Genomic DNA, 15,410 nt, shown 5'->3' with positions numbered 1-15,410 from the left:
CCTTGTTCGTGGACGTAAAGCGACAGCAGTCCACGAACAAGGCCCCGGAGGCCCGTCACCGCACCCAACACAAACCCAGCCCGCCGCAGGCGCAACGGCCAGACGCCCCGCGGCGGGAAAGACAGGTACGTAGGGGGCGCCGCAAAGCGCAACGGCGAACAACAACCGCGGCGGGACGGCCAAGTACGTAGGGGGCGCCGCAAAGCGCAGCGCCCCGCGGCGCCGCAGACGGGTACGTGGGAGGAGAGCCAAGCGCCGTCAGCGGTTGTTCTGCTTGGCGATGGCCTTATGGTGGCGGACCACTTCGTCGATGATGAAGTTGAGGAACTTCTCCGCGAACGCCGGGTCCAGCCGGGCGTCCTCGGCCAGGCGGCGCAGGCGCTCGATCTGCGCCGCCTCGCGGGCCGGGTCGGCGGGCGGCAGGTTGTGCCGGGCCTTGAGTTCACCGACCTGCTGGGTGCACTTGAAGCGCTCGGCGAGCAGATGCACCAGCGCGGCGTCAAGGTTGTCGATGCTGCCGCGCAGATAACGCAGTTGCTCACGGGCCGCCTGGTCGGCGACGGTGGCCGCTTCGCCGGCCGCCGGTGTCCCTTCGCTCATGTGCCTCTCGCCATCCGTGGTCGTTCCGGTGCGTCGCTCGGTACTTCGCTGGTGATCACATGCACATTACCCGGCCGAGGGGTGGCAGCCGGGTGCGGTCTCGCGGATCGGACCACGCAGGCCGTTGCCGGTCGACGTCGCCGCCGGGGTCCGCCGCGGCGGCCGGGCGGCCTCGGATGCAAGGCCGGTCCGTACGTGCAGGACAATGAGACCGTGAAGCGCTGCGGCCACCAGCACATACCGAACCGGGACTGAGGACGACATGGGACGAGTCACGGAGCGACGCAAGGTCATCCGCATCCGGGACGGGGCGGTCTCCACCCGTCCGGACACGCTCGTCGCCGAGGAACCACTGGAGATCCGGCTGAACGGGAAGCCGCTGGCGATCACCATGCGCACCCCGGGCGACGACTTCGCCCTGGCGGCGGGGTTCCTGGTCAGCGAGGGGGTGCTGGGCGGCGCCGGTGATCTGCAGAACATCGTGTACTGCGCGGGTGCGACGGCGGACGGGGCGAATACGTACAACGTGGTGGACGTGAAGACCGCGCCGGGCGTGACGGTCCCCGACATCACCCTTGAGCGGAACGTCTACACGACTTCTTCCTGCGGGCTGTGCGGCAAGGCGAGCCTCGACGCGGTGCGTACGACGGCCCGCTGGCCGATCGATGACGCCCCGCCGCTGCGGCTGGAGCCGGAGCTGCTGGCCGGACTCCCCGACCGGCTGCGGGCGGCCCAGCGGGTCTTCGACCGGACCGGGGGGCTCCATGCGGCGGCCCTGTTCACCGAGGACGGCGAGCTGCTCGACATACGGGAGGACGTGGGGCGGCACAACGCCGTCGACAAGCTGATCGGCCGCGCCCTGCAGGACGGGCAACTGCCGCTCTCCCGGACCGTTCTGCTGGTTTCGGGCCGGGCGTCGTTCGAGCTGGCGCAGAAGGCCGTGATGGCGGGGATTCCGGTCCTGGCCGCGGTCTCGGCCCCGTCGTCGCTGGCCGTGGACCTGGCGGCGGAGACGGGTCTGACCCTGGTGGGCTTTCTGCGCGGTGCGTCGATGAACGTGTACGCGGGTGAGCACCGCCTCGCCCTGCCCGCGACGGCCGCGACGGGCTGAGGCCGGTCACCGCTCCGGCGCGGTGATCTTGCCGAGCAGGGTGATCAGCTGGGCGCGTTCGTCGGGGGTCAGGGCGGCGGTGAGTTCCGCGTTGGCCTGGTCGCCGAGCTGCTGGGTGCGGCGGAGTCGCTGTTTGCCGGCCGGGGAGATCTCGACGGCGTTCTTGCGCCGGTCGTTGGGGTCGGGGGTGCGGGTGACCAGTCCGTCCTTCTGCAGGTCGTTGACCAGCGCGACCATGTCCTTGGGGTCGATGCCGACGGTCCGCCCGAGTTCCGCCTGTGAGACCGGGCCGAGCTCGTCGACCGCCGACAGGACGGCGTGGTGCATCATCCGCATGCCCTCGGTGGCGAGGGCGTCGGCGACCAGTCGGTGGCCGCGGGCCGCGGCGCGGCCCAGCAGCCAGCTGGGGAGGGCGCGGATACGGCTAGGGGCGTAGGGGGTGTCGTCGGACATGGGACCACCGTAGCGAATTCCATAGGGACAACCAACGAAAAACCATTGGCCCACCCAATGGTTTGTGGTTATCGTTGGGGAACCCAATGAAACGGCCGGCGCCCGTCGGCCGACTCTTCCCGGAGGTGCCGGCCCATGCGCCGAGTCCGATTCCATGCCTACGGCGGTCCCGAGGTCCTGCGCGTCGAGGAGGCCGAGGCGCCGGTGCCCGGTCCCGGTGAACTCCTGGTCCGCACCGAGGCGATCGGCGTCACCCTGCCGTGCGTGCGGCGGGTCCGCGGCGACGGCAAGGGCGGCGGCGATCCGCTTCCTTCGATGCCCGGCGGGGAGATCGCCGGCGAGGTCGTCGCGCTCGGCCCGGACGTCACCGGCTTCGCCGTCGGCGACCGCGTCACCTCGCTCACCCTCACCGGCTCCTACACCGAACTCGCCCTGGCGCCCGCCTTCCTGGCGAGCCGGATACCGGACGGGGCGAGCGCGGTGGACGCGGTGGCGCTGGTGCGCAGCGGGCAGGTCGCGCTCGCCGCGCTCAGCACCGCGGACCCGCAGGGCGCCGAGTCGGTGCTGATCACCGGCGCGGCCAGCGGCACCGGGCACCTCGCCGTCCAACTGGCCAAGTTGCAGGGCGTGCCGCGGGTGGTGGCCGCCGTCAGCTCGGCCGCCAAGGCGGAGTTCCTGTACGGCCTGGGCGCCGACGAGGTGGTGACGTACGACCAGGAGTCCTGGGGCGAGCCGGTCGACGTGGTGCTGGACGGGGTGGGCGGAGAGGTGCTGCCGCGGGCACTGGCCGCGGTGGCCGAGGGCGGCCGGCTGGTCTTCTTCAACTCCGGTGGCGGGACCGTCCCGGCGTACGAGCTGCTGGCCGGTTCCAAGACCGTCACCGGGCTGACCATGCGGCGGTTCGCCACCGTCCACCGGGAGCGGTACGAACGCCACCGCGAACAGCTGTGGGAACTTGCCGGTTCCGGGCGCCTGCGGGTAGCGGTCCATGCCGAACTCCCGCTGGCGGACGCCGCGAAGGCGCACGAGATCATCGAGGGCCGGACCAACCTCGGCAAGGTCGTGCTGCGGCCGTGACCACCGGCGACCAGCGACCGGCGACATCGCAGGGCTGGGAGGGCGGGAGAAGCACAGCCTGGGAGGGCGGGAGAAGCACAGCCTGGGAGGGCGGGAGAAGCAGGGCCTGGGAGGGCGGGGCAGGTGGGTCCGGGCGAGTGAATTGCGGTTGGGGCGCGGAGAACCGTCGCACCTCCTTGTCGCGGTCCGCACGCGGCAGTAGCTTCCGTCAGGGATGCACATAGGACGTGGGATGTCCTGATGACCCGACCGCCGATCCCTCGAAGGGCAGGCCGGACCATGACGTCAGTTCTCCGCGCACACCCCAGCCCCCGCCGCAGATCCAGGCGCCGCCGCGCCGCCCTCCTGCTCTCCGCGCTGACCGCCGCAGCCCTCACCCTCCTGCCGAACTCCCCCGCCCAGGCGGCACCCGACGCGGCGTCGGACGCGCCCGGCGCCGCCGCGGCAGCGCCGCCGGCCGGCGGCTTCGAGCAGCAGGTCCTCTTCAAGGCCGCCCAGGAACAGGGCTATTTCTGCTTCCGGATACCGGCCGTGGTCAGGTCCACCCACGGCGCCCTGCTCGCCTTCGCCGAGGGCCGGCGGCACGACTGCGGCGACTCCGGCGACATCGACCTGGTACTCAAACGCTCCACCGACGGCGGCCGCACCTGGGGTCCGCTCCAGGTCGTCAATCGCGGCGGCGGCGACACCCACGGCAATCCGGCGCCCGTCGTGGACCGCCGTACCGGTCGCATCGTGCTCGCCGAGACGTACAACAAGGGCCGGGCGGACGGGCTGAGCTGCGATGTGCCCTGTGACCGCACTCCGCACCTGCAGTACAGCGACGACGACGGCGCCACCTGGTCCGCGCCCCGTGATCTGACGTCCGACATCCGGCCCGCGCGGTGGAATTCCTGGTATGCCACCGGCCCCGTGCACGGCATCCAGCTCACCCGCGGGCGGCACGCGGGCCGGCTGGTCTTCGGCATCAACGCCGAGAGTTACGCGGGTGATCGGGTCACCGCCAACCACGCCGCCCTGGTCCACAGCGACGACGACGGGGACACCTGGAAGGTCGGCGCGCTCGACACCTGGCCGATCGCCGCGGACGGGACCTTTCGGCAGAAGCCTTCGGAGATGACGCTGCTGGAACGTTCCGACGGCGCGATCTACGTCAACGGCCGCGAACAGGACGGCACCGACCTGGGACATCGGACGTGGGCGGTCAGCCAAGACGGCGGCGACTCCTTCAGCGCCCCGTTCCGCGCCCTCCCCGACCTCTATACGCCGATGGTGCAGGCTTCCGCACTGCGCCTGCCGCACTCGTCCGCCGCCGGCGGCCGCAGCCGCACCCTCTTCGCCGCGCCCGCCGACCCCGACCGCCGCCGGACCATGACCATCCGCTCCTCCTGGGACGAGGGCCGCACCTGGGAGGGCGCCGACCGGGGCGCCCGGGTCACCACCGACTGGTCCGGCTACTCGGACCTGGTCGCCGTCTCCCCCGACGTCACCGGCCTGATGTACGAGGGCGGCCGGGTCGACGCCCGGGACGAGATCCGCTTCGTCCGCTTCACCGAGGAGTGGCTCGGCCCGCGCCGCGGCCCCGATCCCACGACCCGCGACACCGCCCTTGGCGCCCGGCCCGCGCTCGTCCTCGGCGGTCCGCGCCGCACCGACGGCCGGTTCGGCGGGGCGCTCGACTTCGACGGCAAGGACGACGCCGTACGCCTCCCGTTCCGCACCTCCCTCCCGCTGGGCACGCACGACTTCACCTGCAGCCTGTGGTTCCGTTACGACGCCGGGACCGGGGAGCAGCCGCTGCTGTGGATGGGCGGCGTGGGCACCAGGGCGCCCCAGGTCGCGCTGGAGGGCGATCCGGTGCACGGCAGGATCGTCGCCCGGCTCACCGCGGTCGACGGCGCCAAGCCGGCCGCCACCGCGCAGGCCGTCACCAACGGCGCCTACAACGACGGCGACTGGCACCATCTGGCGCTGCGCCGCACCGGGGGCCGGCTGCTGCTCACCGTCGACGGCACCGAGACCACCGTCGTGCCCGACGTTCCGGGGTCGGTCAGCCGCGGTTCGGTCTTCGGTGTCCACCTCGGGCAGAAGCCGGACGCCCGCGCGCAGTTCACCGGCGCGCTGGACGAGGTGCGGGTCTACCGCCGGGCGCTGACCGACGCGGAGCTGTCCGGCGTCCGCGAGGACGACGCCTCGGTGAGCGCGCCGCTGGTGCTGGGGCTGTCGTTGGACCGGGTGGGCGGACCGGGCAGGTAACTCCCGCCGCCGGCCGTCGCGGCGGGGTGGTCGCCCTCCCGCCGCGGCTCCGGTCCCGCCTCCGCCTCCGCCTCCGCGTCTGCGCCCCACCGTCGGGCCAGCACGGCACACACCATCAGCTGCATCTGGTGGAAGAGCATCAGCGGCAGCACCGCCAGGCCGGCCTGGGCACCGAACAGCACGCTGGCCATCGGCAGCCCGGCCGCCAGGCTCTTCTTGGACCCGGCGAAGGTGATCGCGATGCGGTCCGCGCGGCCGAAGCCGAGCCGGCGCGACCCGTACGACGTCCCGGTCAGCATCACCGCGAGCAGCACGGCCTCCACGCCCAGCAGGCACAGCAGCCGCAGCGGCGAGACCTGGTGCCAGATGCCCTGGACCATCCCGGTGCTGAAGGCGCTGTAGACGACGAGCAGGATCGAGCCGCGGTCCACGTAGCCGAGGGCCTTCTTGTGGCGGGTGAGGAACGGCCCGATCCAGCGGCGCAGGAATTGCCCGGCCAGGAACGGGAGCAGCAGCTGGCAGACGATCGAGACCAGCGAGCCGGCCGAGAATCCGCCGCCGCTGCCGTGCAGCACCAGCCCGGCGAGCAGCGGGGTGACGACGATGCCGACGAGGCTGGAGAAGGAGCCGGCGCAGATCGCGGCCGCGACGTTGCCGCGGGCGAGGGAGGTGAAGGCGATCGACGACTGGACCGTCGAGGGGACCAGGCACAGGAACAGCAGCCCGGTGTACAAGGCGGGCGGCAAGACGTACGGGACGAGTCCGCGGGCGGCCAGGCCGAGCACCGGGAAGACGGCGAAGGTGCAGGCCAGGACGGTCACGTGGAGCCGCCAGTGGCGCAGCCCGGCCATCGCCTCGCGGGTGGAGAGCCGGGCGCCGTAGAGGAAGAAGAGCAGCGCGACGGCTGTCGTGGAGGCGCCGTCGGCGATCGTGGCGGCCGGTCCGCGGGCGGGCAGCAGTGCGGCCAGGGCGACGGTGCCGACCAGCGCCAGGATGTAGCCGTCCACGGGCAGCCAGGAGGGCGGCTTGGGCAGGGGGTGGCGCATGGTCTCTCTTCGGTGGTCCGGCGGGCGGCGGCGGTGCGGGGCTGACGGGCGGTGTGGGGCGGGGGGACGGTGCCCTGCCCAGGGTGCCGGGCCGGGCGGCGATCGGGAAGCCCTCTTACCGTGCTCACTGTCATCATGGATCGCGATGGCCCATTGTGATGGCCCACGAATCGTGAGGGCCCATGAATCGTGAGGGTCCTCGCGATCGCCGGGTCCGTAAACGTCGGCGAGGGCTGCCCCATGCCCCCTGGAGGTGTCATGTTCGAGCCCGTGCAGCTGCGCACCTTTCTGGCGGTGGCGCAGACGCTCAGCTTCACGCAGGCCGCGCAGCGGCTCGGGCTGCGGCAGTCCACCGCGAGCCAGCACGTGCGGAAGCTGGAGGAGGCGGCCGGGCGGCGGTTGTTCGTCCGGGACACCCATGGCGTGGAGCTGACCGAGGACGGCGAGGCGATGCTCGGTTTCGCGCGCACGATCCTGGAGGCGAACGAGCGGGCCGCGAGCTTCTTCGCGGGGACCCGGCTGCGCGGCCGGCTGCGGTTCGGGGCGTCGGAGGACTTCGTGCTGACCAGGCTGCCGGAGGTCCTCGAAGAGTTCCGGCGGGATCACCCCGAGGTCGATCTGGAGCTGACCGTGGAGCTGTCGGGCACGCTGCACGAGCTGCTGGCGGCCGGGCGGCTGGATCTCGTGCTCGCCAAGCGGCGTCCGGAGGAGACCCGCGGCCGGCTGGTGTGGCGCGACCGGCTGGTGTGGGTGGGCGCCGAGCGGCTGCGGCTGGATCCGCAGCGGCCGGTTCCGCTGGTGGTCTTCCCGCCGCCCGCGGTCACCCGGGCCCGGGCGCTGGAGGCGCTGGAGCGGCAGGGCCGGGAGTGGCGGATCGCCTGCACCAGCGGAAGCCTCAACGGACTGATCGCCGCAACTCGGGCGGGTCTGGGCGTTATGGCGCATACCAAGGGCATGATCCCGCCAGGCCTGGTGCAGATTCAGCCACGGTCGGGTCTGCCGGAACTGGGCGGCGTGGATTTCGCTCTTCTCCATGGGCGGCGCGATCGCGCGGCCCGGGGCCCGGCGGAGGCGCTGGCCGAGGCGATTCTGGCCGGCGGCGACCGGCTGCAGCTTCCGTAGCGGGCGTGACCACGGATGTTCCGCGAACAGAGCGTGTGATCCGGTGTCAGGTGCAGAGATTTGGTGCAGATATGGTCCCGGCGTCGTGATCGTCCGGCGTTGAACAGCCCGGATCGTGTCCCTGCTTCTCCAAAGTCATCCGTTTTCTCCTCTTGGCGCGTTCCCGTGGGGACGTCTTCGCGCCGTGGTAGGCACCTGCCGGATGACGCCCCTGTGGGGTACGGTCGCGGCCTTGTGAGCAACACCACGAGGAGCTAGGTCATTGCGCGAGTTCACCGTCCCCCCTCTGGCGACCGCGCCCCGGGTCGGCGGGCTGGCAGATGCCGTGTACGACAACGCCGAGGCCGATCCCGGGCGCGTCGCGCTGGCCCGCAAGGACGACGCGGGGAACTGGCAGGACGTCACCGCCGCCCAGTTCCGGGACGAGGTGATCGCGCTGGCCAAGGGCCTGCTCGCGCAGGGCGTCCGGTTCGGCGACCGGGTCGGCATCATGTCCCGTACGCGCTATGAGTGGACCCTGTTCGACTTCGCGCTGTGGTCGATCGGTGTCCAGTCCGTCCCGCTGTATCCGACGTCCTCCGCCGAGCAGGTCTTCTGGATGCTGCACAACGCGGGCGTCTCGGCGTGCCTGGTGGAGCACGAGGACCACGCGATGACCGTCGGCTCGGTCATCGACCGGCTTCCGCACCTGCGCAAGCTGTGGCAGCTGGACGCCGACCCGGTGGCCGAGCTGACCGCGGCCGGTGCGCACATCGAGGACGACGTGGTGCACCGCCACCGGATGGCGGTCACCCCGGACGCCACCGCGACGCTCATCTACACCTCGGGCACCACCGGCCGGCCCAAGGGCTGTGTGATCACCCACGCCAATTTCATGGCCGAGGCCGACAACATCGTCATGCGCTACGAGACGGTCTTCACCTCGAAGCCGAACGACGAGGCGGCGACCCTGCTGTTCCTGCCGCTGGCGCACGTCTTCGGGCGGATGGTGCAGGTCGCCGCGGTCCGCGGCCGGGTCAAGCTGGGCCACCAGCCCGAGTTGGCGGCCCGGGCGCTCCTGCCCGACCTGCAGACCTTCCGGCCGACGTTCATCCTGGCGGTGCCGTACATCTTCGAGAAGGTCTTCGCCGCGGCCCGGCGGAAGGCCGAGGCGGAGGGCAAGGCCGGCCCGTTCGACAAGGCCGTGGAGATCGCGGTCCGTTACGCCGAGGCGCAGGAGAACAAGGCGTTCGGCACCGGTTCGGGCCCCAGCGCCTCCCTGCGGATGCAGCACCAGCTCTTCGACAAGCTGGTCTACAGCAAGGTCCGTACGGCGATGGGCGGCCGGGTGCGGCACGCGATGTCCGGTGGCTCGGCGATGGGGCGCCGGCTGGGGCTGTTCTTCGCCGGTGCCGGGGTGCGGATCTTCGAGGGCTACGGCCTGACCGAGAGCACCGCGGCGGCCACCGCCAACCCGCCCGAGCGGACCCGCTTCGGCACCGTCGGCACGCCCGTCCCCGGCACGACCGTGCACATCGCGGAGGACGGCGAGATCTGGCTGTACGGCGGGCAGATCTTCCAGGGCTACCACAACGACCCCAAGGCGACCGACGCGGTGCTGCACGACGGCTGGTTCGCCACCGGTGACCTGGGCGCCCTCGACGAGGACGGCTATCTGACGATCACCGGCCGGAAGAAGGAGGTGCTGGTCACCTCCGGTGGCAAGACGGTCTCGCCGGTGTCCCTGGAGGAGCGGGTGCGGGCGCATCCGCTGGTCGCCCAGTGCATCGTCGTCGGCAACGACCGGCCGTTCATCGCCGCGCTGGTCACCCTCGACCCGGAGGCCGTCGCGCACTGGCTGGCCATGCGCGGCAAGCCGGAGATGCCGCCGTCGGACCTGGTGCGCGACCCGGACCTGGAGACCGAGATCCGGCGTGCCGTGGTGGCCGCCAACACGCTGGTCTCGCAGGCCGAGTCGATCCGTACGTTCCGGATACTGGCCCACCAGTTCAGCGAGGAGCACGGGCTGCTGACGCCGTCGCTGAAGCTCAAGCGCAAGGCGATCGAGACGGCGTACTCGGTCGAGGTGGACGCCCTGTACAAGGGGTGAGGCGGGCCGGGCCGGGGGTTGGGCCCGGGGCGGGCTCCCCCGTGCGGCGGAGCAGGATCGGTCCCGGGCACGAGGATCCCGGGCCGGCGGCGCAGCAGACTCCGCTGCATGGACTCTCGCCGTCTCACCGTCCTCGGCCGGATCGCGGTCGTCGCCTGCCTGCCCTATCTGGTGCTCAAACTGCTGTGGGTGCTGGGCTTCGACGTCGGTGTGGTCGACACCCACCGCATCGGCCGCGCCGCCTGGTTGGCGGCCAACCTCTTCACCTTCCTGCTCGACGCGGTCGCGGCGGTGGTGGCGCACACCCTGGCCCGTCCGGGCGGCCGGCGCGTCCCCGCCTGGCTGCTGGCCTTCCCGCTGTGGATGGCCTCCGGGCTGCTGGTTCCTCTGGTCACGGGCGTGGTGGGCGGCAGCGTCGCGGGTCTGCTGACGGGCCGGCCCAACCCGATGGCGGCCGGGGACTTCCTCGCGCCCTGGGTGTGCGGTGTGGTCTACGGCGGCTTCCTCGTGGAGGGCGTGGCCCTGCTCGGCGCCTTCGCGGTGTACGCGCACCAGCGGTGGGGCGGTCTGCTGCGGCGCCCGGTGGACGCGCTGCCGGACACCGGTAGCCGGGCGCTGCAGCGGATCTTCCTGGTGCCCGCGGCGGTGCTGCTCGCCGTACTGGGCGGTGTGCAGGTGCTGTGGGGCGCGGGCTCGGCGCTCGGGGTGCCGGCGGATGACGCGGCCGGGCGTACGGTGCTGAGCGCCGCGTCGGACTGGTCGCAGGGTCTGCTCTCGCTCGCCGGCGCGGCCGGGCTGCTGCTCCTGGTCCTCCCGCGGCTCCGGCCCCGGCTGCGGGTGCGGGTGCCGCTCGCCCTGGCATGGACGGGTGGTGCCTCGGCGTTCGCCTGCGGCGGCTGTCTGTGGCTCGGCCGGGCGATCGCCGACGGCCTCTCCCCCGGCGCACCGGCGGTCTCCGGCGGGCTGCCCGGCCTGGTGGGCGCGCTGGAACTGTTCGCCGGGGTGGTGGTGCTCTGTGCGGGCGGCTTCACTCTCGGCGAACTCACCGCCGGCGTGCGCGGGAATGTGCCAGGGCGGATGATCGTTGAACGATCCGGAACACGAACGTCGACGTAAGGACCGATCCCCCCGTGAGCAAGGTTCCGTCCATCACGCTCAACAACGGCACGGCCATGCCGCAGCTCGGCTACGGCGTCTGGCAGGTCGAGGACGACCAGGCGTTCACCGCCGTCGGGCAGGCCCTGGCCGCCGGCTACCGCAGCATCGACACCGCGGCGGCCTACGGCAACGAAGAGGGCACGGGCAAGGCGCTCGCCGCCTCGGGCATCCCCCGGGAAGAGCTGTTCGTCACGACCAAGCTGTGGAACTCCGATCATGGCTACGACGCGGCGCTCCGCGCCTTCGACGCCTCGCTGACCAAGCTCGGCCTGGAGTACGTGGACCTCTACCTCATCCACTGGCCGGTCCCGGCCAAGGGCATCTACACCGAGACCTACAAGGCGCTGGAGAGGATCCTCGCCGACGGCCGCGCCAAGGCCATCGGCGTCTCGAACTTCCTCCCCGAGCACCTGCAGCGGCTGCTGGGCGAGACCTCCGTCGTCCCGGCCGTCAACCAGATCGAGCTGCACCCGCATCTCCAGCAGGAGGAGTCCCGCGCCTTCCACGTCCGGCACGGCATCGCGACCGAGGCCTGGTCGCCGCTCGGCCAGGGCCGTGGCCTCCTCGACGACCCGACGATCGGCCGGATCGCCACCAAGCACGGCAGGACGCCCGCCCAGGTGGTGCTGCGCTGGCACCTCCAGATCGGCAACGTCGTCATCCCGAAGTCCGTCACCCCCTCGCGGATCGTCGAGAACATCGACGTGTTCGGCTTCGAGCTGGACGGTGACGACCTCGTGGAGCTGGCCGGCCTGGACACCGGCAGCCGCCTCGGCCCGGACCCGGCCACGTTCGACATGGCCTGAGTCCCGCGCGCACGGCGCCGCCCGGACCGCCGGGCGGCGCCGTGCCGTGGGCGGTCCGGCCCGAGTGGCGGGGTCGGCGGACGGCAGGAAGTGTGGAGGGTGGAGCGTGCGGGCTCCCCGGGCGCGCCCGGCGGGCGGTTCGCGCGGCCCGCCCCGCCCCTGCCCCCGAGGAGGCCACGATGCCCGATGTCACCTCTCCCTATCAGCCCGGGACCCCCTGCTGGGTCGACCTAGCGGCCCCCGACCAGCAGGCCGCCATCGATTTCTATGCGAGCGTCTTCGGCTGGACCGGTGAGATCGGGCCCCCCGAGACCGGCGGCTACGCGGTGTGCCAGCTGAAGGACAGGCCGGTGGCCGGCATCATGGCCGCGCTCGCGATGGACAACCAGCCCCCGCCGCCCACGGTGTGGACCACCTATCTCGCCGCCGACGACGCGGACACCGCCTCGGACGCGGTCAGCAAGGCCGGCGGCACGATCCTGATGCCCGTCACGGACGTGATGTCGCTCGGCCGGATGTGCATCGCAGCCGACCCGACGGGGGCGGTGTTCGGCGTCTGGCAGGCCGTCGACTTCCCCGGCGCGGGCATCGTCAACGAGCACGGCGCGCTGATCTGGAACGAGCTCAACACCACCGACCGCTCCGCCGCGGCCGCCTTCTACCAGGCCGCGCTGGGCATCGAGAGCGTCCCCCTGCAAGGCGCCGACAACTACTACGCGCTCAAGGTGAAGGACCAGGCCGTGGGCGGTATGCAGCCGATGTCCGAGCAGATGGCGCCCGACACGCCCTCGCACTGGCTGCCGTACTTCTCGGTGGCGGACACCGACCGGACGGTGGAGAAGGTGACCGCGGCCGGCGGCGCGGCGCTCCAGCAGCCGTTCGACATGATGGCCGGCCGGATGGCCGTGGTGACGGACCCGCAGGGCGCCACCTTCGCCGTGATCACGCCGAATCCGCTGAACCAGGGCTGACGACCGGAACCGGACGCCCGCGGCCGGGCCCGGTCGGGCGGCGACCGCAAGCGGCGTTGCCGGGCCGGCAACCCCGAAGTCCGCGGCGCGCGGGGGTACTCGTAGGGTCAAAGCCGTGGCAACTCCGGGATGGATGCCGCCGACGGATACCGAGCGGCGGCTGTATGAAGCGACGGCACGTGGTGACGGGGACGGGCAGGTCACCGCGATCGCCGGCGAGGACCTGTATCTGGCGGCCCCGCAGCCGGGCCAGGATCCGCTGCCCGTCTACGACGACCCGGCGGTGGGCGGGAAGTGCATCCCCGTCCTGACCCGCGGCATGCTGCCGCCGTGGCAGCCGCAGCAGTTCTTCGACCGGGTGTCGCTGGAGGAGCTGGCGCAGGACTGGCCGAACGACAAGTGGCGGCTGGCGGTCAACCCCGGCACGCCGTGCGCCGCGTACCTGGCCGCCACGCCCGCCCACCGGGCCGGCTGGCTGCGGGTCCGCGCCCAGGTGGGGGTGCGGCCGGGCGGGCTGCTCGTCACGCACTTCGGCGGTCCGCTGCACGGGCCGGTGGCTCAGGGGCTGGCGTGCGGCGCGCCGCTGGCGGTGCATCACAGCGTGCCCTGGAACGAGCTGGGGACGGCGTTCCTCGATCCCGCGACGGACGCCGACACGCTGCGCGAGCAGTGGTCGGTGACCGATCCGGTGGGCTGGCAGCAGCGCCTGGAGCAGCTGCTGGCGGGCCGGTTCGCGCCGGCGGACGCCGAGGCGGCGCTGCGCGCCCGGGCGGACCGGCGCACCGCGGACGGGGACGGGGACGGGGACGGGGCACCGAAGGCGGCGGACGCGGCGCCCGACCTGCCCGAGCTGGTGACCCGGTACGAGGAGCGGTTCCGCGCGGACGGACTGCTGCCGGCCGGCGGTGCGGTGGTGTCCGTGGTGGCGCTGGACCTCGCCCATGCCGTGGCCCTGGTCCGGTGGGGCCTGGGCGCCCGGCTGTGCGCGCCGCCGCAGGCCGAGCAGGCGGTCCAGCGCGCCGGGGCGCGGGCGGGGGAGGTGTACGGCTCGTGGGAGGAGTTCGCCGCGGGCTACGCGCTGGGCCGGGTGCTGGCCTTCGACAACGGCTGGTTCGGTGCCGCGTACGCGGAGACGGTGCATCTGCACCGGGTGCTCACCCAGGATCCGTCCTCGCCGTGGCGGGGCCTGCCGTTCGCCTGATCCCACCGCGGCCCGGTGTAGAGAGGGGCCATGGATGTGGCGATCTGTCTGTTCAGTTCCGATCTGCGGGTGCACGACCAGCCGGTGCTGCGGGCCGCGTTGCGCGCCGCGTCGCGGGTGGTGCCGCTGTTCGTGGTCGATACCGGCATCGCACGAGCCGGGTTCACGGTGCCCAACCGGGCCGCTTTCCTGGCCGGAGCGCTGGCGGACCTCGATGCGCAGCTGCGCGAACGGGGCGGCCGGCTGGTCCTCCGTACGGGCGACGTGGTGACGGAGACCTGCCGGGTCGCGGCGGAGGCCGGGGCCGGGGAGGTGCATCTCGCGGCCGGGGTGAGCGGCTACGCGCAGCGCAGGGAGCGGCGGCTGGCCGCGGCGCTGGCCGGGGACGGGCGGGCGCTGGTCGTCCACGACGCGGTGATCACCGCCGTGCCGCCGGGTGCGGTGCTGCCCACCGGGCCGGGCCGGGACCACTTCGCGGTCTTCACCCGTACTTCCGGCGCTGGCGGGCCGAGAAGCTGCGGGCGGTGCTGCCGGCACCGCGGGCGGTGCCGGTGCCGGAGGGGGTGCGGTCCGGGGCGGTGCCGTCGGCGGCGGAGCTGTGCCCGGGCGGCCGGCCGTCGCCGGCGCTCCCGGAGGGCGGCGAGCGGGCCGGCCGCCGCCGGTTCGCGTCCTGGCAGCGGTCCGGTCTCGCCGCTTACGAGGAGCGGCGGGACGACCTCGCGGGCGATGCCACCTCGCGACTGTCGCCGTATCTGCACTTCGGCTGTCTCTCGCCGGTGGAGCTGGTGCACCAGGCGTCCGGGCGTGCCGGGGCCGGCCCTGAGTCCTTCGTACGGCAGCTGGCCTGGCGGGACTTCCACCACCAGGTACTGGCCGCCCGCCCGGATGCGGCGGCCGCCGACTACCGTTCCCGTGGCGACCGGTGGCGGCGGGCGGACGCGGAGGTGGCGGCCTGGAAGGCCGGCCGGACCGGGTTCCCGGTGATCGACGCGGCGATGCGGCAGTTGCGGCACGAGGGATGGATGCACAACCGGGCCCGGATGCTGGTGGCCGGCTTCCTGACCAAGACGCTGTACGTGGACTGGCGGGTGGGTGCCCGGCACTTCCTGGACCTGCTGGTGGACGGCGACATGGCCAACAACCAGCTGAACTGGCAGTGGGTGGCGGGGACCGGGACCGACACCCGGCCCAACCGGGTGCTCAATCCGCTCGTGCAGGCCGGACGGTTCGACCCGGAGGGTGAATATGTGCGGCGGTGGGTCCCGGAGTTGGCGGGCCTCGCCGGGCCCTCGGTGCACCGGCCGTGGCGGCTGAGCGGGCCCGGGCGCGCCGCGCTCGACTACCCGGAGCCGCTGGTGGACCTGGCGGACGCGGCACTGCGGTTCCGGCGCGCACGCGGGCAGAAGTAGCGGTACGGGCGGGAACGTCGCCGGGCCACCGCACCGCGGGTGGTGGTCACCGTGGCGTGGGCGGTCCCGCCGCCGGGGGATGATGCAGGTACCGACGGAGAGGACGGATGA

The 15,410-nt window shown here is 72.8% G+C and carries 12 protein-coding genes and 1 pseudogene; 10 read left to right on the top strand and 3 right to left on the bottom strand.

The genetic code is table 11. The features are described 5' to 3' along the window. Nucleotides 1–258: 258 nt before the first annotated feature. Nucleotides 259–600, bottom strand: coding sequence for a chorismate mutase (locus IG62_RS0124455; protein ID WP_030807177.1), 342 nt, complete (start codon nt 598–600; stop codon nt 259–261). A 262-nt stretch (nt 601–862) separates the two neighbouring features. On the opposite strand from IG62_RS0124455, the gene fdhD reads away from it, so the two are divergent. Next, a complete protein-coding gene (gene fdhD / locus IG62_RS0124450; RefSeq protein ID WP_030807174.1) occupies nt 863–1,711 on the top strand; it encodes a formate dehydrogenase accessory sulfurtransferase FdhD in 849 nt (282 codons plus the stop codon). 6 nt (nt 1,712–1,717) lie between these two features. On the opposite strand, the gene IG62_RS0124445 is transcribed toward fdhD, so the two are convergent. Then, the gene (locus IG62_RS0124445; RefSeq protein WP_030807170.1) at nt 1,718–2,164 is read right to left on the bottom strand and encodes a MarR family winged helix-turn-helix transcriptional regulator; all 447 of its coding nucleotides are present in this window, start codon (nt 2,162–2,164) and stop codon (nt 1,718–1,720) included. Nucleotides 2,165–2,299: 135 nt separating this feature from the next. Here IG62_RS0124445 and IG62_RS0124440 point away from each other — a divergent pair, with 135 nt between their 5' ends. Both IG62_RS0124440 and IG62_RS0124435 read left to right on the top strand, forming a co-directional pair. Further along, complete coding sequence (locus tag IG62_RS0124440; RefSeq protein ID WP_030807167.1) at nt 2,300–3,241, top strand: quinone oxidoreductase family protein; 942 nt, start codon at nt 2,300–2,302, stop codon at nt 3,239–3,241. Nucleotides 3,242–3,520: 279 nt separating this feature from the next. After that, nucleotides 3,521–5,497 carry a sialidase family protein gene (locus IG62_RS0124435; RefSeq protein WP_030807163.1) on the top strand — a complete coding sequence of 659 codons (1,977 nt, stop codon included), beginning with the start codon at nt 3,521–3,523 and terminating at the stop codon, nt 5,495–5,497. Here the strand turns inward: IG62_RS0124435 and IG62_RS0124430 are convergent. Further along, on the bottom strand, nt 5,380–6,543 hold the full coding sequence (locus IG62_RS0124430; RefSeq protein ID WP_158795085.1) for a bile acid:sodium symporter family protein: 1,164 nt from the start codon (nt 6,541–6,543) through the stop codon (nt 5,380–5,382). The two genes, IG62_RS0124435 and IG62_RS0124430, sit on opposite strands and share 118 nt — an antisense overlap. A 258-nt stretch (nt 6,544–6,801) precedes the next feature. On the opposite strand from IG62_RS0124430, the gene IG62_RS0124425 reads away from it, so the two are divergent. The 7 genes and pseudogenes from IG62_RS0124425 (at nt 6,802) to IG62_RS42200 (ending at nt 15,299) form a co-directional block, all read left to right on the top strand. Then, nucleotides 6,802–7,665, top strand: a complete 864-nt coding sequence (locus IG62_RS0124425) for a LysR family transcriptional regulator (RefSeq protein WP_030807156.1) — start codon at nt 6,802–6,804, stop codon at nt 7,663–7,665. Between the two features lie 262 nt (nt 7,666–7,927). After that, nucleotides 7,928–9,754, top strand: a complete 1,827-nt coding sequence (locus tag IG62_RS0124420) for an AMP-dependent synthetase/ligase (protein WP_030807153.1) — start codon at nt 7,928–7,930, stop codon at nt 9,752–9,754. Between the two features lie 108 nt (nt 9,755–9,862). Continuing rightward, on the top strand, nt 9,863–10,870 hold the full coding sequence (locus IG62_RS0124415; protein ID WP_199812518.1) for a hypothetical protein: 1,008 nt from the start codon (nt 9,863–9,865) through the stop codon (nt 10,868–10,870). Nucleotides 10,871–10,884: 14 nt separating this feature from the next. Further along, nucleotides 10,885–11,718, top strand: a complete 834-nt coding sequence (locus IG62_RS0124410) for an aldo/keto reductase (protein WP_030807146.1) — start codon at nt 10,885–10,887, stop codon at nt 11,716–11,718. 179 nt (nt 11,719–11,897) lie between these two features. Continuing rightward, nucleotides 11,898–12,689, top strand: coding sequence for a VOC family protein (locus IG62_RS0124405; RefSeq protein ID WP_030807143.1), 792 nt, complete (start codon nt 11,898–11,900; stop codon nt 12,687–12,689). Between the two features lie 133 nt (nt 12,690–12,822). Continuing rightward, nucleotides 12,823–13,890, top strand: a complete 1,068-nt coding sequence (locus tag IG62_RS0124400) for a DUF1266 domain-containing protein (RefSeq protein ID WP_030807140.1) — start codon at nt 12,823–12,825, stop codon at nt 13,888–13,890. Between the two features lie 30 nt (nt 13,891–13,920). Beyond that, a pseudogene (locus IG62_RS42200) lies at nt 13,921–15,299 on the top strand (cryptochrome/photolyase family protein). Nucleotides 15,300–15,410 lie beyond the last annotated feature (111 nt).

This window comes from Streptomyces sp. NRRL S-337, from assembly GCF_000720175.1.
Classification (GTDB): domain Bacteria; phylum Actinomycetota; class Actinomycetes; order Streptomycetales; family Streptomycetaceae; genus Streptomyces; species Streptomyces siderophoricus.
Note: the sequence above shows the minus strand (reverse complement) of the source record. Positions and strands in the feature narration are given on the sequence as shown.